Source organism: Sphingobacterium paludis (genome assembly GCF_004364125.1).
Taxonomy (GTDB): Bacteria; Bacteroidota; Bacteroidia; order Sphingobacteriales; family Sphingobacteriaceae; genus Sphingobacterium; species Sphingobacterium paludis.
The window spans coordinates 146777-169247 of the sequence record NZ_SNZV01000002.1; the positions used below are offsets into that span (position 1 = coordinate 146777).

Here is a 22471-nt window from a genome sequence, read left to right on the forward strand (position 1 = left end):
ATTGTAATCTGAAATAAAGCAATTATGTCATCGCATAACGAATCAATATTAAGAGAACCATTAATAACCGGCAAGAACATCACGTATGCTAAAGTGACTGATGACATCTTGTTACCGGTTGAGAATAAGCCCAACAAAGCCTGGTGGATAGGATTTATCGTAGCCGCATTAGGTGCCATGTTGTGGGTTGTAAGTGTCGGATACACTTTTTGGACAGGTATCGGCGCTTGGGGTTTGAACAAAACAGTAGGCTGGGCTTGGGATATCACCGACTTCGTATGGTGGGTAGGTATCGGTCACGCCGGAACGTTGATTTCAGCCGTATTATTACTTTTCCGCCAGAACTGGCGTAACTCGATCAACCGTTCTGCAGAGGCGATGACGATCTTCGCCGTTATCTGTGCCGCGACATACGTTGTTGCCCACATGGGACGCCCTTGGTTGGCTTATTGGATTTTCCCTTTACCGAATCAGTTTGGTTCCCTTTGGGTAAACTTCAACTCCCCACTCGTATGGGATGCCTTCGCGATCTCGACCTACTTTACGGTATCCTTAGTATTCTGGTATTGTGGTCTATTACCTGATATTGCGTCGGTACGTGACCGTGCGACAGGTTTAAAACAAAAGATATACGGAGTCTTGTCGTTTGGCTGGAACGGTTCCGTGAAGACCTGGCAACGTTTTGAGATTGTGTCCTTAATTCTGGCAGGTATCTCTACACCACTTGTACTTTCCGTACACACGATCGTATCCATGGACTTTGCAACCTCGGTCATTCCGGGTTGGCACACCACGATCTTCCCGCCTTACTTTGTTGCGGGAGCGATCTTCTCTGGTTTTGCGATGGTACAAACGCTATTGTTGATCCTTCGTAAAGTCATGAACTTTGAGGATTACATCACGATGTTCCACATCGAGTCTATGAATAAAATCATCATGACTACAGGTTCCATCGTAGGTATCGCTTACTTGACAGAGCTTTTTGTAGCTTGGTATTCAGGTTCTGAATATGAGATGTATGCGTTTGCTAACCGTGTTGCCGGTCCTTATGCTTGGGCTTACTGGGCAATGATGACGTGTAACGTAATCTCTCCACAATTATTCTGGTTCAAGAAGATTCGTACCAGTATTCCTATCTCTTGGATTTTATCAATCGTGGTAAACATCGGGATGTGGTTCGAGCGTTTCGTAATCATCGTTACTTCATTGCACCGTGATTATCTTCCATCTTCATGGGCGATGTTCTATCCAACATGGACAGACGTAGGTATCTTCGTTGGTTCGATTGGTCTATTCTTCACGCTATTCTTGTTGTTCTTACGTTTCTTGCCGGGTATCGCGATTGCAGAGGTGAAATTGCTATTGAAATCTGCCTCGCTACAACAGAAAACCAAGTTGGCTCAAGAAGGTGCATTCCCAGCCGAACAGGTTGAGCATTTTGCAAACTCGTTGGACAAGTACGATTCAGTTACACAAGAGGACATTAACGCATTAAAACAAAAATAATAGCAATGAGCAATACAAAATATATATTAGGTAGTTTTGCTGATCCTGATGATATGATGCACGGGATTGAGAAATTGCAAGCAAACAATATCAGCATATATGATTGTTTCACGCCAATGCCTATTCACGGAATAGAAGCTAAGTTGGGTGTAAAACCATCTCGTTTACCTATTGCAGCGTTTTGTTTCGGCGCATTAGGTACCTGCTTGGGCTTTAGCTTGTTATATTATACGATGGCACATGATTGGCCGATGAACGTGGGTGGTAAACCCTCGTTACCTTTGCCAAACTTTGTTCCGGTAACATTTGAGGTGACCATTTTATTATGTGCTCTTGGCATGGTAGCGACCTTCTTTTTCCGCAACCACTTGTTTCCAGGCCGCACCCCTCGTGTAATGGACCTGAGAGCATCCGACGATCGTTTTATTATTGCGGTAGATGCTCATGAAAATACAGATCACGCTTTGGTTGAATCATTACTGAATGATGCTGGCGCGGTTGAGGTTAAATACAATGAAAGAAAATATGTTAGCTATGAATAAGAAGAATTTTCTTGGATCTGTATGTGCTGCATTTGCTTTGGCTGCAGTAGTTTCCAGCTGCGGCGATGGAAAGACACGTAGTACCGGATGGGAATTCTCCAGAAATATGTATGATCCGATTGCCTTCAATCCGGATCAGCCAAACGAAAACTTTAAGAACAAAATTACTGCACAATTACCTCCTGCAGGTACAAATCCGATAGGCTTCGAGCGTTTCGAATTTGCTAACTCGCTAGAGGAGTACGAGCGTGCCGGTAGAGAGCTTACTAGCCCGCTGGCAGTAACGCAAGAAAACCTTGCGAAAGGTGATGCTTTGTTCCATACGTATTGTGCGGTTTGTCACGGTCCGGAAGGTAAAGGCGATGGCCCGATCACAAAAGAAAGATCGGTAACAGATTCCAGAGGTACGCGTGCTTTGGAAACCTTCCCGCCACCTCCATCGTATCAAAAATCAGACGCGGCATCGTCATCCAGAGGTGGTCAAATGAGCGAATTGACAGACGGTAAGATCTATCACACGATTTACTATGGTCATAACTCGATGGGGTCTCATGCCTCCCAATTATCGCCAGAGGAGCGTTGGCAGGTGGTCATGTATGTACACGAATTACAAAAAAAATAATCTAACATCAATATAGTAAATGGGAACTCACAATCATCATCACGATTATAATTTCAGCGAAAAATTCCAATTTGCTGGTATCGCCAAGATACTCAGTCTAGTTGGTATTGCCGTAGGTATTATAGCCATTGTTATGGGCCTAATATCAAGTGACCATATTATGGTTGAACGTACGTACGCAAACCTATTATTGATGGGTTATTATTTCACTTGTGTATGTGCTGCCGGGGCATTTTTCGTCGCGCTGCAAATGGTTACCCAGTCGGGTTGGTCGGCAGGTTTACTGCGTATTCCGCAGGCTATGGCTGGCATTTTACCTATAGCGGCTGTCATCCTATTGGTTATCGTAGGCTTAGGTCTAACATCACATAATTTATATCATCACTGGAATGCTGAAGGCCTAACAGACCCGAATAGCCCAGCGTATGATAAACTTGTTGCAGGAAAATCTGCATTTTTAAATGTCCCCGGATTTTTGATTCGTCAAATTCTATTCATGGGTTCATATAGCATTTTTGCTCTTATCCTTACCAAATTATCCTATAAAGAGGATTTAGAAGGCGGTTTAAATTCTTATAAGAAAAGTTTCAAGCTTTCGGCAATCTTCCTCGTTATCTTCGGTTTTACGACACCGATATGGTCGTTTGATACGATCATGTCATTGGAAGCACACTGGTTTTCGACCATGTTTGGTTGGTATAATTTTGCAGCCATGTGGGTGAGCGGTATTGCGACTATTGTCGTTATCGTGATCTTGGTAAAGAAAGCGGGCTATTTGTCATGGGTTAATGAAAATCATTTGCATGACTTGGGTAAATTGATGTTTGGATTCTCTATTTTCTGGACATACGTTTGGTTCGCCCAGTTCATGTTGATATGGTATTCTAATATTCCAGAGGAAACGGTTTATTTCTACAAAAGATGGGAACCTGAGTATAAACCATGGTTTTGGTTGAGCATTATCATTAACTTCGTAGCGCCATTATTGTTACTTGTTGACCGCGATGCTAAACGTAAAAACGGCATGATGTTATTCGTAGCCATCTTGCTATTGTGTGGTCACTGGTTAGATTATTATATCATGATTATGCCGGGCACCGTGGAATCACATCGTGGTTTTGGTTATATCGAGATTGGAACAGCTATTGGCTTCGTTGGTTTATTTACTTTTTTGGTGATGAGCAAATTGAGCAAACATCCGTTGGCTCCGAAAAACCATCCTTTTATGGATGAGAGTTTACATCATCAAATATAGTTTAGTTTCTAATCAAAGCATAAAACGTTTAAACGTCTTAATAAGAAATGAAATTCAAAATTAATAACAGATTCAAAGCCGCGTTGGGATGCTTACTAGCCGTAGGGTTATTGTTTTCTACTCCTAGTTTTGCCCTTCAGCAAGATTCAACAGCGCAAGATACAGCAGTTTCAATGACCGCTGATACCGCTGCTGCTGCGGACACGGCTGCTGCTGCTCCAGCAGCGACAGATTCGGTTTCTACAGTTTCTGCGGCGGGCGCTACAGCGGCTACCGCTACCGCAACACCCGAACCCGAGAAACAGATTGATCCACAGGTTTACAAGAACATGACCTACTACATACTATTGTTTTTAATTGTATGTACTATTGTTGCTGTAATCGGTAAAGTCTTGTCAATTTATGAACTGACCAAGAGAATGAATGGAAAGTATAATCCATTTGCAAATAACACGTTCCAATCCGTTTTATTTATCATCTTTTTGGTCGCTTTTTTAGCCTTCGTTTACTATGGCTACGCTGTATGGGGAAGCTGGGCATGGCGTGATGCAGTTACCGAACATGGACAGAGGATTGATACGATGTTTATCGTTACGACGGTCATCATCACCGTGGTTTTGGTACTTGTTCATCTTTTGTTATTCACGTTTCCATACATATACCGGATGCGTGCGAAAACGAAGGCCTACTATTATCCACACAATGACACGATTGAAAAAATATGGACTATCGTTCCAGCTATCGTGTTGACGGTATTGGTATTGTTCGGTTTCTTCACCTGGAGATCCATCACGAATGTGCCGGAAGATTTACAAAAATCGGCTTTGCAGGTTGAGGTATTGGGCGAACAGTTTCAATGGCAGGTACGTTACCCGGGCGCAGATGGCGTGATTGGTAAACGTAACTACAAAATGACTACCCCGATGAATTCCTATGGTATTGATTTCAACGACAAAAATGCTTGGGACGATATTCAAGCTTCTGATATCGTACTTCCCGTGAATAAATCTGTTCGTTTTCATATCATCTCTAAAGATATTATTCACTCGTTTTACATCCCTGATTTCCGCGTCCAAATTAATGCAGTACCAGGTATGACGAACTACTTCCAATTTACACCGACGGTTACCACAGAGGAAATGCGTGAGCGCATGAATGATCCGAAATATGATTACGTCATGTTGTGTAACAAGATTTGCGGTTCTGGTCACTTTAACATGCAGAAGAAAGTGGTTGTGGTGACGGAAGAGGAATATAAAGAGTGGTTAAGTACGCAAAACAAATATTTTACTGAAGATTTGCAAAAAGAGTTTACAGCAGTAGATTCGAAAGATTCGAAAGAATTGGCTACAGCTTCACTAAATTAATTGAAATAAGAAATTATTAAAAGAATATGTCAAGTACAGTTATATCGCACGGCGCAGCTCATCATGATGCACATGATCATCATCATGAAACCTTCTTAACTAAATACATATTTAGTCAAGATCATAAGATGATCGCGAAGCAGTTTTTGATCACCGGTATCGTGATGGCGGTTTTCGCTATGGTGCTTTCAATTTTATTCCGTATCCAGTTAGCGTGGCCGGAGAAAGATTTCCCAATCTTAGAAATCTTCTTGGGCAAATGGGCTGAAGGAGGGCGAATGAAACCCGAATTTTTCCTATCGTTGGTTACCATTCACGGTACGATGATGGTTTTCTTTGTATTAACCGCCGGTTTATCGGGTACGTTTAGTAATTTATTAATTCCTTATCAGCTTGGTGCTCGAGATATGGCATCGCCGCTGATGAATATGTTATCGTACTGGTTCTTCTTTGTAGCCTGTGTGATCATGGTCGCTTCTTTCTTCGTAGAAAGTGGACCTGCTGCCGCAGGTTGGACAATCTATCCGCCGCTCTCTGCCGTGCCAACGTCGATACCGGGTTCTGGCCTAGGGATGACACTTTGGTTAGTCAGTATGACGTTGTTCATCGCTTCGCAGGTATTGGGTGGTGTGAACTATGTGAGCACGGTCTTGAACATGCGTACGAAAGGTATGGATCTGTGGAAAATGCCATTGACCATCTGGGCTTTCTTTTTGACAGCAATCGTAGGTCTATTATCCTTCCCGGTTCTCGTTTCAGCCGTTGTTCTATTATTCTTCGACCGTTCTGTAGGTACATCATTTTACCTTTCGGATTTGGTTGTTCAGGGGCAAATTTTACCGAATGAAGGTGGTTCACCAATCTTGTTCCAACACTTGTTCTGGTTCTTAGGTCACCCTGAGGTATATATCGTCGTGATGCCGGCCTTAGGTCTTACGTCGGAGGTTATCTCGACAAACTCGCGTAAACCTATCTTTGGTTACCACGCGATGGTTTACTCCTTGGTTGGTATTACCGTGCTTTCGTTCATCGTTTGGGGTCACCACATGTTCGTGACAGGTATGAACCCATTCTTAGGCGGTGTATTTATGATCACGACATTGATTATTGCCGTACCTTCTGCGGTAAAAGCATTCAACTATATCGCGACGCTATGGAGAGGTAACATTCGTTTCACACCGGCAATGATGTTTGCAATTGGTATGGTATCTTTCTTTGTGTCGGGTGGTTTGACCGGTCTTTATCTTGGTAATGCGGCATTGGATATCAACTTGCACGATACGTATTTCGTTGTTGCCCATTTTCACTTGGTTATGGGATCAGCCTCGATCTTCGGGATGTTGTGCGGTGTATACCACTGGTATCCAAAGATGTTCGGTCGTATGATGGATACTAAATTAGGATATCTACATTTCTGGCTGACGTTTATCGGTGCTTACCTGGTATTCTTCCCTATGCACTTTATGGGTATTGATGGTGTGCCTCGCCGTTACTACGCATTTACAGCATTCCCTTTCATGGAGAAATGGGTTTCGGTAAATATGTTGATCACTTGGGCGGCGATTATCGCTGGTTTAGCGCAGGTAGCGTTCCTTTGGAACTTCTTTAGCTCCATCTGGAAAGGCAAAAAGGCAACGCAAAACCCTTGGAATGCCAATACGTTGGAGTGGACTACACCAGTAGAGCATATCCATGGTAACTGGCCTGGAGAAATCCCTACGGTATACCGTTGGCCTTACGATTACAGCAAGCCTGGTCACGATACGGATTTTATCCCGCAAGATGTTCCTTTCTCGGAGACGATGAGCTCAAACCTACCTCATGATTTTGAAGGTAACGAAGAGGCTATTCGTATTCAGAACGAGTGGAACAAAGCAAATAATAGAGAAATAATAGAGAAATAATAGAAGGGTAGGTTTTTACCTACCTCTCTTTATACATAAAGTAGAAGAAAGAGAGGATTCGATGTATCCGCGTGCAGAGAGACGATTTATTAGGACAAATAGGATTACTATTTTCGTCTTGTTCTTAGTGATCGCTGCGGGTGGAATCGTCAGAAGTACCGGATCGGGAATGGGCTGCCCGGATTGGCCGAAATGCTTCAACCGCATTATCCCGCCAACCGACATCAGCCAACTTCCAGAAGGCTACGAACAACAATATGTGGATGGGCGTGCTAAGAAGAATCAACGATTTGCAAAGATCGTCGAATTCTTTGGCTACCCAGAGAAGGCTGATAAAATTCGTCATGATAAGTCAATCCTCGAACACGAGTCGTTCAACGCTGCAAAGACATGGACTGAATACATTAATCGATTAGTTGGTGTAGCCGCCGGATTTTGCTTGTTGTTCTCCGCACTTTTCTCTTTTACCTATTTAAAGACAAAGCCATCCATTGTAGGGTGGAGCGTTCTGAATGTTTTTGTGGTCGTCGTGCAGGCTTGGTTGGGATCGATCGTTGTTTCGACCAACCTTATGCCCTGGATTATAACCGTGCATATGCTGTTGGCCCTACTCATTGTGGGTATCAGTATTTACACGTTTTATTCGGCTACGACTTGGCGCAATAAGTCGATATTAGGTGGGCAGAGCGTCGGCGCGTTTAAATGGCTGGCCCTCGTGGCACTGGCATTGACGGTGGTTCAGGTAGTATACGGAACGGAGGTCCGCGAGAGTATCGATCATTTGAATGATCAAGGCGTAGCACGCGCGGACTGGGTCTCGCACTTGGGTCAACCCTATTTCATTCACCGTGTTTTGGCTTACACGTCGCTAGGATTGAACATATTGATGTTTTTCCTAGTAAAAAATAAGTTTAGTTCATTGACATTGCAAAGTAAGTATGCTTGGATAGTAATCGTTTTAGTAGGGATACAAATGATGTCTGGAATTATTTTGGCACGTTTCAACATTCCTGCCTTTGCACAGACAACACATCTAATTGTTGCTAGTTTGTTTTTTGGAGCGCAATATTATTTGATGCTATTAATGACAAAATTAAAACGATAGTTTGTACAAAGTTGCGGACATTTGTGGCGCCGTATCAACGGTTTAACAACGAATTAGCATAACGTATTCATGAAGGAGTTTATTTCTGATTTCAATAAATTAATAAAGCTTAGGCTAACCTTAACTGTGGTTTTCTCTGCGTCGATTTCTTTTTTAATAGGAGCGAAGCAGCAGGGAGACATCATATGGTTGAATTGGTTAATCCTCACCATTGGCGGTTTTTTGGTAACCGGCTCTGCAAATGGATTCAATGAAATTATCGAACGTGATCTCGACAAGTTAATGAAGCGTACCGCAGATCGCCCATTACCCACAGGCCGTATGACTACAGGACAAGCGCTGGTGTTGAGCGTTTTTATGGGCATATTTGGTACCTTACTACTCGTTCGTTTGAACTTTTTAGCTGGCCTATTGTCTGTTTTTTCGATCATCCTTTATGCCTTCGTTTACACGCCATTAAAGCAGAAATCGCCTATTGCTGTTTTTGTAGGCGCGTTTCCTGGGGCTTTGCCACCACTAATTGGTTATTATGCGGCGTTTAAATCAGCGGGTTTTGGCTTTGAATATTCTGCAGTAAGCGAAGCCGCAATTGTGATCACGCCATGGGTGTTGTTTTTAATTCAATTCTTCTGGCAGTTTCCCCATTTTTGGGCTATTGCTTGGGTGGCTGATGAAGACTATCGAAATGCCGGATTTAGACTGCTCCCGACAAAAGAAAAAGATAACCTTTCTGCGTGGATGATCTTTATGTCCGCGATGTTGATGATCCCGGTTGGTTTTTTGCCACTTTACTACGGTTTTGGAGGTTGGGTATTTACGCTAGTCTCTCTGTTGGGCGGTATGCTGTTTACTTATTATGGCTATCAGCATGCTATGCAAAAAACGGATGCGACAGCTAAGAAGGTGATGTTTACCTCATTCTTTTATCTGCCCCTGACGCAATTAGTGTTATTGTTTGATTTTATTCCTTTTAAATAATGGATACAACAGAATATAAGACAGAAGAATTACTCCAATCCAGGAAAGCTAAGAAGTTTAACCTTTGGCTGGGCATGATTGGGATGTTTATGATGTTTGCAGCGCTATCAAGTGGTTTTATTGTCTACACGGCAAGCGGGGTAGATAAGGGGATCAAAACATTGTTGCCTGTTGCGTTTACGTATAGCACTATTGTGATACTCGTAAGTAGCGTAACTCTGCATTTCGCTTTTTTGGCTGCTAAACGGGAGCAACTTGGCAGACAACGCATGTTGCTATTGCTAACGATTGTGTTGGGGCTTGTCTTCTTCGGCATACAATTGCATTCTTGGTCAGTATTGGCCGAGCGAGGTATTTACTTTGTGAATAATAATGCTTCGCAATCCTTTATCTATATTTTTACGGGATTGCATTTAGCACACATTATTGCGGGCTTGATCGTATTGGTTCGTTGTTATTTGGGAGCACTTAAGCCGATCCCTTTTCCGAACAACCAATTCCGCATGAATTTGGCCATTATATTTTGGCATTTTCTCGATCTTTTATGGATTTATATTTATGTTTTCTTACTTTTGAATCAATAATAGTAAAAAATGAGTACAACAACTGTATCGCAATTAGATAAGGTAAAAGACGGCCCTTGGAGCGGTGGTAAGTCGCCTTGGAACTTAGAGTATGGAAAGATCATGATGTGGTTTTTCTTGGTGTCGGATGCTTTTACATTTTCGGCATTCTTACTCTATTACGGCGCACAAAAATTCGCGCAACCGACATGGATTGACGCGGACAAGATTTTCCAATCTGTTCCAGGTATTGTTGAGCACGGTCAACCGTTGGTTTTTGTGGGTATTATGACCTTCATCCTGATTATGTCATCGGTTACCATGGTGTTGGCCGTTGATGCAGGACATAGAAACCAGAAACAAGAAGTTGTGAAATGGATGCTTTGGACCATTTTAGGTGGTATTTGTTTCGTTGGCTGTCAGGCGATCGAGTGGACGCATTTGCATCACGAAGGTTTTTGGTTCGGAAGAAACCCAGCTACTGGTCTAGAAGGTGATGCTGTAGCACAAGCGTTAGCACCATACTTTACGAAAGAGATTTCCTACACTGCTGCCTTGCAGTTCTCTAATCTATTCTTTACGATTACTGGTTTTCACGGATTCCACGTTTCTGTAGGTATTCTTTTGAACATCATTATTTTATGTATGACACTAAATAATACATTCGAAAACCGTGGAACCTATTTAATGGTTGAAAAGGTTGGTTTGTATTGGCACTTTGTGGATTTAGTGTGGGTATTCGTATTCACTTTCTTCTACTTAATCTAATTGGTTTCAGCATAATAATTTATATTCAGCAATGTCACATCATCACGAAAATATAGCAGCACACGACCACCACGATCATGGTGGAATGGACAAGAAAGGGATTTGGAAAGTATTCTTTATTCTTTTAGCCCTGACTGCACTTGAGTTTTTAATAGCCTTGGGCTTTGTGCACCATTGGGGTGTCATCGAAAAAGGTATGATTTTGAATACCATATATATCGCATTAACATTAGTTAAAGCATATTATATTGTGGCCTACTTCATGCACTTAAAATTTGAGAAATCGGGTTTTATCATCTGCTGTAGTATCGGATTTATATTTATTGTTTATTTTATCGTATTGTTATTGATCGAAGGCGATTATTTATTGCACCACTTGCAGTCGCACCCTTTGTTTCCAAACAATTAATAAATCAAGAGGAACTCAATGAGTAACCGTACTCAAGGAAGGAAATCAAAAATAATTCTCCTGGCATTAATCTTACTAGTGCCAGGATTTTTATATATAGCCGTTAATAGATTGGGATCTAATCATTATGTTTCGCTTCCTGTTTTCGGCGAGAAGAAGCTGAGCGGCGAAATGAAACGTAACTGGGGGAGGGAATATCCTGACACGATCTTCCATACGCTAGACACACTCATCTTCACTAATTTCGATGGTAAACCGGTAGCCTTTCCTGCATCGGATACCACGATAAACATCGTACACTTATTCTATTCAAAAGATGCGTCCTTTTCCAGGCTGATGATGGAAAATGTACAAAGCCTTTCTGATCGGTTTCAGGAAAATCCGTTAATTAATTTTTATTCGATATCTGTCGATCCTTCAGAGAGCCAATCCTCGTTACGTTCGTTCACTAAAACGTTCAAGGGGCTCGACAATGGGCATTGGAAAATGGTGTTTGGTGCTTCATCGGATATCTTTTCGTACGCTAGAGAGCAACTACTGATCGACGCGATGGTTGACCCTACGGATTCTGCCCGCTTTTTGATTGCTAACCAGTTTGTACTAGTCGATTCCAAACGACGCATACGCGGTTTTTATGACATAAGTCAAAAGGGAGAAGTCGATCGCCTGGAAGATGAGGTTAAGTTGCTCGTGGTCGAAGAAATTCGAAATAGACCTGCTAAGATTGCACAGAAATAGTTTTATGATTACTGAAGAAGAGAAGAAATATAGGAAGTGGATCGTGTTGCTATCCATTGTTATTCCTTTAGCCGTTGCCGTTTTATTCGGCGTAAATTTGAGAAAGCTAGGCTATGATGTTACGCCCTTATCGTTTCTGCCCCCCATATATGCGACCATCAACGGACTGACAGCCGTATTGTTGTTTTCGGCTGTGGCCGCTATAAAGCAAGGCAAAGTCAAATTGCATGAAAATTTGGTGAAGGTATGTATGGCCTGTTCGCTAGCATTTTTAGTGATGTACGTAGCTTACCACATGACGTCTGATTCGACGCCCTATGGTGGCGAAGGCGTCATCCGTTATGTCTACTTTTTTATTCTCATAACGCATATTATGCTGTCTATCATCATCATACCCTTCGTCTTATTTACCTTTGTCAGGGGAATTGCGGGCGCTTACGAGCGGCACAAGAAGCTAGCGAGAATTACGTATCCGATGTGGATGTATGTTGCTGTTACAGGGGTGATCGTTTATTTGATGATCTCGCCTTATTACGTTCATTAATTGTTTGGCCTATGAAGAGAGTTTGGATTTACCAGAGTAACCGTTTTCTACAAGCAGAAGAGATTACGCGCATAGAGGACATCCTGCAGGAGTTCGTTTCCCAATGGACAGCCCATGGCAGCCAATTGGCCGGTAGTTTTGTTGTTCGATACAACTTATTCCTCATGCTGATGGTCGACGAAGAACAAGCTATGGTGACAGGCTGTTCGATTGATAAATCCGTTCATTTGCTTAAAAAAATTGAGCAAGAACTGGACATAACGTTATTCGATCGAATGCAGGTAGCCTACAAAGCTTCAAGTAGCGGGAAACTATGCATTGCAAGTCGTGATGAGTTTGCTGCCTTGGTAGAAAATGGCGACGTGAATAGCGATACGATTGTTTTTAACAACATGCTTACGGCAGTGGAAGAAGTTGCGGAAAAGTGGGAGGTACCTTTAAAGGATAGTTGGCACGCACGCGTGTTTTTATAAGGTATAAAATGACGCGCGGGTGAAAAGAGCATATCAAATAATTAAAAAGCGTCATTGCGAGGAAGTATGACGCGGCAATCTGCATTTTTGATAGCTTAAGATTGCTTCGTCCTCGTTCCTCCTCCTCGCAAAGACGAATTGATGGCCTATTCCTTCGCTTAGATAGATCGTCTTTGAACAACATTGTATTCTTCCCTATCTTTATAGAAACTTTTTACAAATGTGTGATAACGGCCATTTCTAACTTTTGAACAAGCGCTTCCATACGTTAGATCATAGCCGCAAGCAATTTCGGCGATGCTTGCCGAATTTCCTCAGAGGCCTCTTCTCGGTAAGCTTCAAAATTTTGGATAAACAAGTTCGCTAATTTATCAGCCTGTTTATCGTATGCTTCTTTATCAGCCCAAGTGTCTCGTGGATTCAATATGGAATCTGGGGTACCTGGGCAAGACTGTGGAACAAGCACGGAAAATGAGGGGTGCTTAACGAAATGCGCTTCTTGAAGCTGTCCACTTATCGCTGCCTGGATTAATGCGCGGGTGTAGCGCAAGCTGATGCGTTCACCTGCTCCATAGGCGCCACCGGTCCAGCCCGTGTTCACGAGCCAGACGTTTACTTGCGGGTTTTCTTCGAGCTTTTTGCCTAACAATGTAGCGTATGCTGTAGGGTGGCTGGGTAAGAAAACTTTTCCAAAACATGCTGAAAACGTGGTTTGTGGTTCTGTGATACCTATTTCGGTACCCGCCACCTTCGCCGTATAGCCCGAAAGGAAATGATACATAGCTTGTGCTGTCGTCAATTTCGCAATTGGAGGAAGGACGCCAAAAGCATCGCAGGTCAGGAAGAAGATGTTAGAAGGCGTGTTGCCGATGGAAGGTATCTTCGCTTGGTCAATGTATGCAATGGGATAAGCCGCGCGGGTATTCTCCGTAATGCTGCTATCACTATAGTTAACGATATTGGTGCCATCAAAAAAACGCGTATTTTCTAAGAGACTTCCCGGCCGTATAGCGGCATAAATTTGCGGCTCTTTATCTGCGTGGAGGTTGATACATTTGGCGTAGCAGCCACCTTCAAAATTAAAGATAAGATCCTGCGACCAGCCGTGTTCGTCGTCACCAATTAACTTTCTAGTAGGATCGGCAGAGAGCGTCGTTTTTCCGGTGCCACTAAGCCCGAAGAATAGGGCTACGTCGCCGTTGCTCCCTTCATTCGCAGAACAATGCATTGGTAAGACACCGTGTTGGGGTAAAAGGAAATTCAATACCGAGAAAATGCCTTTTTTCATTTCGCCCGTGTAGGCGGTTCCACCGATCAGAATCATCTTTTTACTAAAGTTTATGATGGAAAAATTTTCCTGTCGTGTGCCATCTATAAGGGGATCGGCTAAGAACTCAGGAACTTGAAAAATCAGCCATTCGGGTTCAAAATCGTTCAAGGCTGTTGCTGTAGGATCGATGAAGAGATGATGGCAGAATAGATTCGCCCAAGGCGTAGTATTGATTACGGTTACGTTGATCCGGTAGGCAGGATCCGCACCGGCATGGCAATGACGTTTCCAAAGCTCTTTTCCTTCGACGAAGCCCGTCATCTTTTCTAAAAGATTGTCAAACACTTCGGAGGATAGGGGAATGTTGATGTCGCCCCAGTCAACTGCTGCAGCAGTCGTTTCATCTTTGACGATAAACCGATCTTTAGGGGATCGACCTGTGAATTTTCCCGTGCTAATACAAAGTGCTCCCCTATCATTCAGGGTGCCTTGATTCCGTTCTAGAGTTTGTTCGACTAAGCGGCTTGCATCGAGCTGTATGTGTACATTGTTAGACAGTCTATGTAGTAACTGCCTCATGTTACATGGGTTTGGATATTTTTCTTCCTTAACCATATCATAATTTGTTTATGCTGCTAAGGTAGAGAGAATATCAGTAGGATAAATCGTCAGGATATTTTTAGTAAATAATCGAACAAAAAACGTTAATTATTGAAAATATGCTACGCAAACTCGCTCCCCATAAAATTTTTATTAGACAATATTTCTAAGTATTGTTAATGCAATAAATGTGTTTGGAGAATAAATGGCGTTAACTTGTGTATTTTAATGAAGTTTCTTCGTTTTCCACGTGTAACTGAATTGTTTTTCCTAATAGTAAACTGTGGTTGTTATCGATGTGACCAGCGGGGTAACCGAAACAAACTGGAAAAGAGTATTCCGCTACTTTGTCTAAAATTATTTCCTCGAAACGTTGGCCAAAGGAGGGGTCGCTATCTTTCAGGCTGCTGAAGCCCCCGACAATCAAACCTTGCAACTTCGCAAGTTTTCCAGCACGCTTCAATGTCCATAGCATGCGGTCTATGTTATAGTAGGATTCACCCACATCCTCCATGAATAATATCTTGTCATCATATGAACCATCTGATGATGAAGCTAGGATGCTATGCAAGATCGCTAAATTTCCGCCGATAAGCTGCCCGGCGCCTAATCCTGAGCGATTTGGAAACGAGGATTGCTGATAGCGATAATCCATATCCTCGCCGAAGATAGCTCTCCGCAACGATTCTAATGCTTCTGCTGTGCTGTCGTCAAACGACTTTGGCATTTGCCCGTGTATACTGGCCACGCCGATTTTATGTTGAAGATGGCTGTGTAGCACGGTTATGTCGCTAAAACCAATAATCCATTTAGGCCGTTGTTCAAAACGGCCAAAATCTAGCCGGTCAATAATACGCACCGTGCCGTAACCGCCGCGGGCCGCGAAGATGGCTTTGATGTTGTCGTCATCCAATGCGCGTTGAAGATCGCTGGTTCGCAGATCGTCACTCCCTGCAAACTGGTTATGCTGCGCGCTTACCGTTTTGCCAATATCCACCTGCAATCCCCAATCTTGTAAAGCTTTCACCGCCACATTAATAGAGCCCTTTATGTAGCTCGCCGGACACACAATCGCAACCTTATCGCCAGGTTTAAGAAATTCAGGTATTTTCATACTGCACGCTTATTTTAAGCGCAAATTGAGTTATCTTTGTCAAAGAAGCAAGTCTTTTGTTTACTTTTTCAGTCGTTATTGTTATTTAAAAATCGTTATACCTTGAGTATTTTATCCAAAAACCGTTTTACTATTACTTCGGCTCTTCCCTATGCTAATGGGCCTTTACATATTGGACATCTCGCTGGCGCTTACATTCCGGCAGATATCTTTGTCCGTTTTTTGCGTTTGAACAAAAAAGAAGTTGTATTTGTATGCGGTTCCGACGAACACGGAGCGGCAATCACGATCAAAGCGAAAAAAGAAGGTGTTACACCGCGCGAAATCATCGACAAATACAATAAACAGATTAAGGAAAGTTTTGAAGAATTTGGGATTGATTTTGATATTTACCATCGTACATCCGAACAGGTGCACCATGAGCTATCCCAAGAGTTTTTTTTGAATTTATATGAAAAAGGAGAATTTATTGAGAAGTTTTCCGAGCAGTATTATGACGAAGAGTTTCATCAATTTCTTGCCGATCGGTATATCGTAGGAACTTGTCCGCACTGCCATAACGAAGGTGCCTATGGTGATCAATGTGAGAAATGTGGTACATCGTTGAATCCTACAGATCTTATCAATCCAAAGTCTACACTTAGCGGCAAAACACCCATCTTAAAAGAAACAAAGCACTGGTATCTGCCATTGGATAAATACCAACCTTGGTTGGAGAAGTGGTTGATTGAAGGCAAACGCCACGAATTGAAATCGAACGTCTTTGGACAATGTCAGTCCTGGCTCAAGTCTGGTTTGCAACCGCGTTCGATGACGCGCGATTTGGACTGGGGTGTCGATGTGCCTTTAGAAGAAGCTAAAGGAAAGAAGCTATATGTGTGGTTGGATGCACCAATTGGCTATATTTCTGCCACCAAGCAATGGGCATTGGATAATGGAAAAGATTGGGAGACTTATTGGAAGAAACAAGCAAATCCAGCAGACGAATCTACCTTGATTCATTTCATTGGTAAGGATAATATTGTTTTCCACTGTATCATCTTCCCGGCCATTTTACATGCGCATGGAGAATATATCCTTCCGGAGAATGTGCCGGCTAACGAGTTTTTAAATTTAGAAGGTGATAAGCTTTCCACCTCTAGAAATCATGCAGTATGGTTACACGACTATCTTGCAGAATTTCCTGGAAAGCAGGATGAGCTACGTTACGTGTTGAGCTCTATCCTGCCGGAAACGTCGGATAGCGAGTTTACCTGGAAAGATTTTCAGTCGCGTGTGAACAATGAGCTGGTTGCCATCTTAGGCAATTTTGTAAATCGGGTGATGGTGCTTTCACATAAATACTTTGCCGGTAAGGTTTCAATTGGATCCGCATTGACGGAACAAGATCATTCGGTATTGGCCGAATTGGCTAATTTCCCGAAAGATATTGAACAATCCATCGGACAATACCGTTTTCGCGAAGCACTTAGCCACTTTATGAATGCGGCACGCTTGGGAAACAAATACCTAGCCGATGAGGAGCCGTGGAAGGTATATAAAGACGATCAGGAACGTGTCAAAACGGTGCTTTACGTTGCTACGCAGATTGTCGCGAATTTAGCCGTCCTTGCGCAACCATTTTTGCCACGTACCGCGAATAAGTTATTCGCCATGTTGAATCTTGCCGAACAAGATTGGAATCAGGCGGGTGCTACGACCATTGTCGCCGAGGGGCATGATTTGGGCGAGGCTGTTCTTCTTTTCGAAAAGATCACAGACGAGCAAGTAGCATCGCAGCTGCAAAAATTGGCGAATGCAAAAGCACAGAATGCTGCAAATAGTGCACAGGCCGAACCTGCAAAAGGCAATATCAGCTACGACGACTTTATGAAGATGGATATCCGTATCGGTACCATTCTTGAAGCGGAAAAGGTGGCCAAGACAAAAAAACTCTTAAAGCTCAAAATCGATACGGGTATTGATCAACGTACGGTCGTATCCGGCATTGCCGAATACTTTGCAGCGGAAGATATTATCGGTAAGCAAGTGTCGATACTGGTGAATCTAGAACCTAGAGAGATAAAGGGGATCACGTCACAGGGGATGATCCTGATGGCGGAAGATGCTGACGGAAGATTAGATTTCGTTAATCCGACAACCGCGATTAAGCCAGGCAGTAGCGTTCGTTAATTGTTATGAATTGAAGTGAAACGAGCGGCCATGCCCTTGTCCGCTTTGCAATAAGAAATGCGTCATTGCTGGAAAGCACGACGCATTTTTTTTGAGATGTAAGATCGCCTCGTCGTCGTTCGGCCTTCTCGCGATAACCTTAACGTTTTACTTATCAAGACTGCCCCATCTGTTGATCAGCCAATTTGTGCCCCTCGTCTAGGAGCGCGTCGTGTTTCCCCGTAGACGTTCAACGCCCCAAGTAATGCAAAACGCCAAGAATGAAGGAACAACCCAGCCCAACTCATAGGAAAAAAAAGGAATGTTGTTTAATAAAGCAAATTGATTAGGCGTGAGTAGGTTGAGAATGTTTAACACATTGCATACGGCCACTATCGTAGAAGCGATTAATGCAGCAATATAAGGCGATTTCGAAGGTACCCAACGACCGAAAAATACGACATACAGGACTAATGTAATCACAATAGGATAGACAAAGGCGAGCGGCGGATACGCAAACTGAATGATATTGTCTACACCAGTAATGGATAATACACCGGAGACAAGACAGGTAAGCGTTACGAGCAAGGTGTAACTAAGCCTACCACGGGTCAGTTCACTGAAAAATGTGCCCACAGCAGCCGCGAGCGCAATTGCGGTTGTTAGGCAAGCCAGGGCTATACTTAATGCGATCGCCAGCGTGCCGTATTTTCCCAAAATACGATTTGAAATATGGATCAGCAGTTCAGAGCGTTTTACAGCCATATCTTCTATTCCTGCTGTAGCACCGAGGTAGATAAGTCCGCCATAGATAAAAAGGAGACAAACGGCGGCCAAAGCACCTGAGGCAATAACCACTTTATTCTTTTCACGAATGGAATGATACCCCTTCGCTTTTGTTGCTGCAATAATAATCCCCGCAAAAATGACGGAAGCCAAGACATCCAATGTTTGGTACCCTTCCGTAAAGCCTAGGGAAAAGGATTCGGTGCTGGATAACGCTGTTGCGCTGGGTAACGATGGTGGATACAAAATGCCAGCCACGATCAATACCGTAAGGATGATCAACAAAAAAGGGGTAAGAAGATTTCCAACCAAATCGACAACTTTTGATGGTACAATAGCGAAGAGCCAGACGACAATAAAAAATGCCAACGATGTCCACAGCGGGTTGCTGTCAGGAAATGACGGTAGTATCCCGACTTCATACGTGGTGGCCGCTGTTCTTGGTAGTGCGATGAGTGGACCGATACAGATCATAATAATCGTGCCCAGCACAGTCGCTAAATTTTTGTTTACCCGATGTCCCAGATCGCTGAATGTTTCTCCGGATTGGGTAACGGATAGAATGCCGAGGAAGGGCAAGAGGATTCCCGTTAGGCCGAAGGCCAATATCGTTATCCAAATGTGGCTACCAACCTGTATGCCTATAAACGGCGGAAGTAGTAAATTCCCGGCCCCGAAAAACATGGCAAATAAGGCAAATCCGATAGTAGCGATGTCTCCAATCTTTCTCATGAAGTTTTCTTAAAAAAGTAAATCCACTACCTGCTTTGTTTCTTTTACATCATGCACACGCAAGATCTGTACGCCCTTGGTCAGCAACAATGTATTCAGCGCGATCGTTCCCGGCAGGGAATCTTGCGCCGAGATGCCCAGCTTTTTATAAATCATCGACTTGCGAGAAATACCGCCTAGGAGCGGCAGGCCGAAATAGTGTAGCTCATCGACACGGTGCAAGAGTTCGTGGTTTTGGTCGATGGTCTTCGCAAATCCAAATCCTGGATCCAATATAATATCTTGTACACCCAAAGACCGCAACACACTTATTTTTTCACCCAAGAAGGTGGCGACGTCAACAACGATATCATCATACTGCGTGAATTGCTGCATGTTTTCAGGCACGCCGCGCATGTGCATCAAAACATAAGGCACTTTCAGACGGGCAACGGTGCCGAACATATGGTCGTCAATGGTTCCAGCAGATATATCGTTGATGAGTTGTGCACCCGCTTTCACCGCTTCTTCTGCCACATCCGCACGGAAGGTATCAATAGATAGCTTACAGTCTGGATACTTTGTACGCAAGCCTTCCATAACAGGCAGGGCTCTATCCATTTCTTCCTGTGCGCTGATCAGCCGGGCGCCGGGACGCGAGGAAAAGGCTCCAATATCCAAGATATCTGCTCCATCTTGCAACAGTTGTTCAGCCTTGGCCATGGCCAGATCCGCACGATAATGTTGGCCGCCATCAAAAAAGGAATCAGGCGTTACATTCAAAATCCCCATAATCAGTGGACGTTCGAAGCTGAAAAGCTGTCCACCTAAATTTAGCGATTGCGCTGCTGTCGTTTGTAAATGCATCATGTAACGCGAAGATAAATAAAAACGGAAAGAAATTAATTGGTGATCGTAATGCGATTGCCTGTATACCGTGGGAAAGATGCAATAGAAAAGGCTACCTCTTTTAAAGTAGCCTCTGGTATACGCAATAATAACGTTCTCTAGTTAAGTACGACTACACCATCTGCCACGATGCTAATGTCCGTCTTGGGTTTCGTAATTTTGGCAATTTCTTCCTTCGAGGCACCTTTGTCTTCGGCGTAATGTTGTAACCACTCTACCGATGTTTCTTTCATTTTCGCACGACCTTCAACCGCGATTTTTTTGCCTACGATATCGGCCGGCACAAAGTATCCGTAATCGGTAAAGCGAACCATGACCGACTCTCCATCCGCACGTTTCAATGTCAAGAAACAACCTTTCTTTTTGCAGACTTCCACTACTTCTCCCGTTATCTTCCCAATAAAGTTCTCATTTTTCTGCAGCTTCTTTTCCAAATCAGCTACAGAGATCGCATCTTGGGCATCAATCTTTTTGCCGTATTGCACACCTTTTTTCGCAGGTGTGAGCTGTTGCTGCGCGAAGCTCATACTTAAAGCAACGAATGTGCAGATGAGCATACCGATTATTTTTTTCATGATATTTGCTATTTACGTAAAAATTCAAATTTTCCACTTGGATCGAGTTTCATTACTGTTGAGGATCGACCGTCTCCCTTCTCATGTTGCCCGTATTTCACCACGTAATCTACACCTGAAAGGATCTGCTCCGAAATATCGTCGAAAGACATGGGAGAGGCATCGCCGCTGATATTGGCACTCGTTGAAATAATAGGCTTCCGAAAGCGTTGTAGCACCTGTTCACAAAAAGGATGGCGCACGATCCGTATGCCTACACTCCCGTCATCTGCGATGGCATTTTCAGCGAGGTTCTTTGCTTTCGAATACACAATGGTCAATGGCCTATCAGCATACTCAATCAATTCGTAAGCAACCTCTGGGATGTCGTTGACGTAGCTCGCGAGTTGGTTGTCATTGTGGAGCAGCACAATCAAACTCTTACTTTTATCGCGACCCTTTAACGCGAAAATCTTTTCGACAGCTTCTTTATTTGTCGCATCGCAACCGATACCCCAAATGGTGTCCGTCGGATAAAGAATAAGCCCTCCGTTTTTCAACGTTTCAAGGGCCTTATTCAAGTCTTCTCTATCGATAAATGCGCGATGCATTAAACGGCTACATTGTGTTCGCGTAAAGCATCATTCAAAGAGGTTTTCTTATCTGTTGATTCTTTACGTTGTCCTATGATTAATGCACATGGAACTTGGTATTCGCCAGCTTCAAATTTTTTGGTGTACGAGCCGGGAATAACCACCGAGCGTGCCGGTACATAACCTTTGTATTCCACAGGTTCTGGTCCGGAAACATCAATAATTTTAGTGGACGCTGTCAATACTACGTTTGCACCCAAGACGGCCTCTGTTTCTACGCGGATACCTTCGACCACAATGGCACGAGAGCCCACAAAAACATTGTCTTCGATAATAACAGGTGCAGCTTGAACTGGCTCAAGCACTCCGCCAATACCAACACCACCACTTAAGTGGACGTTTTTGCCGATTTGTGCACAAGAACCTACTGTTGCCCAGGTATCGACCATGGTACCCTCATCCACATATGCACCAATGTTGACGTAAGAAGGCATCATAATGACCCCTTTTGAAAGGTAGGCGCCATAACGAGCGCTTGCACCAGGCACCACACGAACGCCTAACTCCTTATAGTTCGTTTTCAATTTCATTTTATCGAAATACACAAACGGGCCGTTGTCAATTTCTTTCATTTCCCGAATAGGGAAATACAGGATAACCGCTTTTTTAATCCAGTCGTTTACATGCCAGCGCGTGCCAATTGGCTCGGCCACACGAAGCTCGCCTTCATCCAATTTCTGGATTACCACCGTAATGGCTTCAAAGTATTCTTTATATTCTAATAATTGTCTGTCTTCCCAAGCGTCTTCAACCAGCTTCTGCAGTTTCTGTAATTCCAATTCCATTTTGAAAATTAAAAAGTAAAAAGTAAAAATTAAAAAATAGTAATTCAAAAGTGAAAGTTCAAAAATGAAAAGTAAAAATCCAAAAGTGAAAATTCAAAAGTGAAAATTCGGAAGATGAATTACTGCTTATTTCTGTATAACAGCGCATCTTCTCTACCACAAAG

General features: G+C 43.2%; 22 protein-coding genes. 15 read left to right on the top strand and 7 right to left on the bottom strand.

What is annotated here, in order from left to right; all coding sequences use genetic code 11:
- Positions 1–24: 24 nt before the first annotated feature.
- From nrfD to B0I21_RS03610, 14 genes are all read left to right on the top strand, one after another.
- Positions 25–1506, top strand: a complete 1482-nt coding sequence (nrfD, locus tag B0I21_RS03545; protein WP_133639103.1) for an NrfD/PsrC family molybdoenzyme membrane anchor subunit — start codon at positions 25–27, stop codon at positions 1504–1506.
- A gap of 5 nt (positions 1507–1511) precedes the next feature.
- Entirely contained in the window at positions 1512–2048 is a 537-nt protein-coding gene (locus B0I21_RS03550; RefSeq protein WP_133639104.1) for a DUF3341 domain-containing protein, read from the top strand.
- On the top strand, positions 2020–2670 hold the full coding sequence (locus tag B0I21_RS03555) for a c-type cytochrome (RefSeq protein ID WP_133639105.1): 651 nt from the start codon (positions 2020–2022) through the stop codon (positions 2668–2670). The genes B0I21_RS03550 and B0I21_RS03555 overlap by 29 nt, the downstream gene beginning before the upstream one ends.
- A 19-nt stretch (positions 2671–2689) precedes the next feature.
- Complete coding sequence (locus B0I21_RS03560; protein ID WP_133639106.1) at positions 2690–3925, top strand: quinol:cytochrome C oxidoreductase; 1236 nt, start codon at positions 2690–2692, stop codon at positions 3923–3925.
- 47 nt (positions 3926–3972) lie between these two features.
- Positions 3973–5292 (top strand): cytochrome c oxidase subunit II, encoded by a 1320-nt coding sequence (locus B0I21_RS03565; RefSeq protein WP_243835938.1) that lies wholly within the window; start codon positions 3973–3975, stop codon positions 5290–5292.
- A gap of 26 nt (positions 5293–5318) precedes the next feature.
- Positions 5319–7196 (top strand): cytochrome c oxidase subunit I, encoded by a 1878-nt coding sequence (locus B0I21_RS03570; protein ID WP_208292258.1) that lies wholly within the window; start codon positions 5319–5321, stop codon positions 7194–7196.
- A 61-nt stretch (positions 7197–7257) separates the two neighbouring features.
- Positions 7258–8301: a COX15/CtaA family protein gene (locus B0I21_RS03575; RefSeq protein ID WP_133639107.1), complete on the top strand. Its 1044-nt coding sequence runs from the start codon at positions 7258–7260 to the stop codon at positions 8299–8301.
- Between the two features lie 69 nt (positions 8302–8370).
- The gene (cyoE, locus tag B0I21_RS03580) at positions 8371–9279 is read left to right on the top strand and encodes a heme o synthase (RefSeq protein ID WP_133639108.1); all 909 of its coding nucleotides are present in this window, start codon (positions 8371–8373) and stop codon (positions 9277–9279) included.
- A complete protein-coding gene (locus tag B0I21_RS03585) occupies positions 9279–9863 on the top strand; it encodes a cytochrome c oxidase subunit 3 (RefSeq protein WP_133639109.1) in 585 nt (194 codons plus the stop codon). The genes cyoE and B0I21_RS03585 overlap by 1 nt, the downstream gene beginning before the upstream one ends.
- Positions 9864–9872: 9 nt before the next feature.
- A complete protein-coding gene (locus B0I21_RS03590; RefSeq protein WP_037496010.1) occupies positions 9873–10610 on the top strand; it encodes a cytochrome c oxidase subunit 3 in 738 nt (245 codons plus the stop codon).
- Between the two features lie 31 nt (positions 10611–10641).
- Positions 10642–11019 (top strand): cytochrome C oxidase subunit IV family protein, encoded by a 378-nt coding sequence (locus B0I21_RS03595; RefSeq protein WP_133639110.1) that lies wholly within the window; start codon positions 10642–10644, stop codon positions 11017–11019.
- An 18-nt stretch (positions 11020–11037) separates the two neighbouring features.
- Positions 11038–11757, top strand: a complete 720-nt coding sequence (locus tag B0I21_RS03600) for an SCO family protein (protein ID WP_133639111.1) — start codon at positions 11038–11040, stop codon at positions 11755–11757.
- A 4-nt stretch (positions 11758–11761) separates the two neighbouring features.
- Positions 11762–12301 carry a DUF420 domain-containing protein gene (locus tag B0I21_RS03605; protein WP_133639112.1) on the top strand — a complete coding sequence of 180 codons (540 nt, stop codon included), beginning with the start codon at positions 11762–11764 and terminating at the stop codon, positions 12299–12301.
- Positions 12302–12312: 11 nt separating this feature from the next.
- The gene (locus tag B0I21_RS03610; protein ID WP_133639113.1) at positions 12313–12774 is read left to right on the top strand and encodes an ABC transporter ATPase; all 462 of its coding nucleotides are present in this window, start codon (positions 12313–12315) and stop codon (positions 12772–12774) included.
- A gap of 268 nt (positions 12775–13042) precedes the next feature.
- Here B0I21_RS03610 and pckA read toward each other — a convergent pair whose 3' ends face one another.
- Positions 13043–14623, bottom strand: coding sequence for a phosphoenolpyruvate carboxykinase (ATP) (pckA, locus tag B0I21_RS03615; RefSeq protein ID WP_166637765.1), 1581 nt, complete (start codon positions 14621–14623; stop codon positions 13043–13045).
- Positions 14624–14855: 232 nt separating this feature from the next.
- Positions 14856–15758 (bottom strand): S66 peptidase family protein, encoded by a 903-nt coding sequence (locus B0I21_RS03620; RefSeq protein ID WP_133639115.1) that lies wholly within the window; start codon positions 15756–15758, stop codon positions 14856–14858.
- Between the two features lie 102 nt (positions 15759–15860).
- On the opposite strand from B0I21_RS03620, the gene metG reads away from it, so the two are divergent.
- Entirely contained in the window at positions 15861–17930 is a 2070-nt protein-coding gene (metG, locus tag B0I21_RS03625; RefSeq protein WP_133639116.1) for a methionine--tRNA ligase, read from the top strand.
- A gap of 198 nt (positions 17931–18128) precedes the next feature.
- On the opposite strand, the gene brnQ is transcribed toward metG, so the two are convergent.
- From brnQ to B0I21_RS03650, 5 genes are all read right to left on the bottom strand, one after another.
- The gene (brnQ, locus tag B0I21_RS03630; protein WP_133639117.1) at positions 18129–19427 is read right to left on the bottom strand and encodes a branched-chain amino acid transport system II carrier protein; all 1299 of its coding nucleotides are present in this window, start codon (positions 19425–19427) and stop codon (positions 18129–18131) included.
- A 9-nt stretch (positions 19428–19436) separates the two neighbouring features.
- Positions 19437–20276 carry a dihydropteroate synthase gene (folP, locus tag B0I21_RS03635; RefSeq protein ID WP_133639118.1) on the bottom strand — a complete coding sequence of 280 codons (840 nt, stop codon included), beginning with the start codon at positions 20274–20276 and terminating at the stop codon, positions 19437–19439.
- Between the two features lie 137 nt (positions 20277–20413).
- Entirely contained in the window at positions 20414–20890 is a 477-nt protein-coding gene (locus B0I21_RS03640) for a DUF4920 domain-containing protein (RefSeq protein ID WP_133639119.1), read from the bottom strand.
- An 8-nt stretch (positions 20891–20898) separates the two neighbouring features.
- A complete protein-coding gene (locus tag B0I21_RS03645) occupies positions 20899–21480 on the bottom strand; it encodes an L-threonylcarbamoyladenylate synthase (protein ID WP_133639120.1) in 582 nt (193 codons plus the stop codon).
- On the bottom strand, positions 21480–22307 hold the full coding sequence (locus tag B0I21_RS03650; RefSeq protein WP_208292259.1) for a 2,3,4,5-tetrahydropyridine-2,6-dicarboxylate N-succinyltransferase: 828 nt from the start codon (positions 22305–22307) through the stop codon (positions 21480–21482). The genes B0I21_RS03645 and B0I21_RS03650 overlap by 1 nt, the downstream gene beginning before the upstream one ends.
- Between the last annotated feature and the right edge of the window lie 164 nt (positions 22308–22471).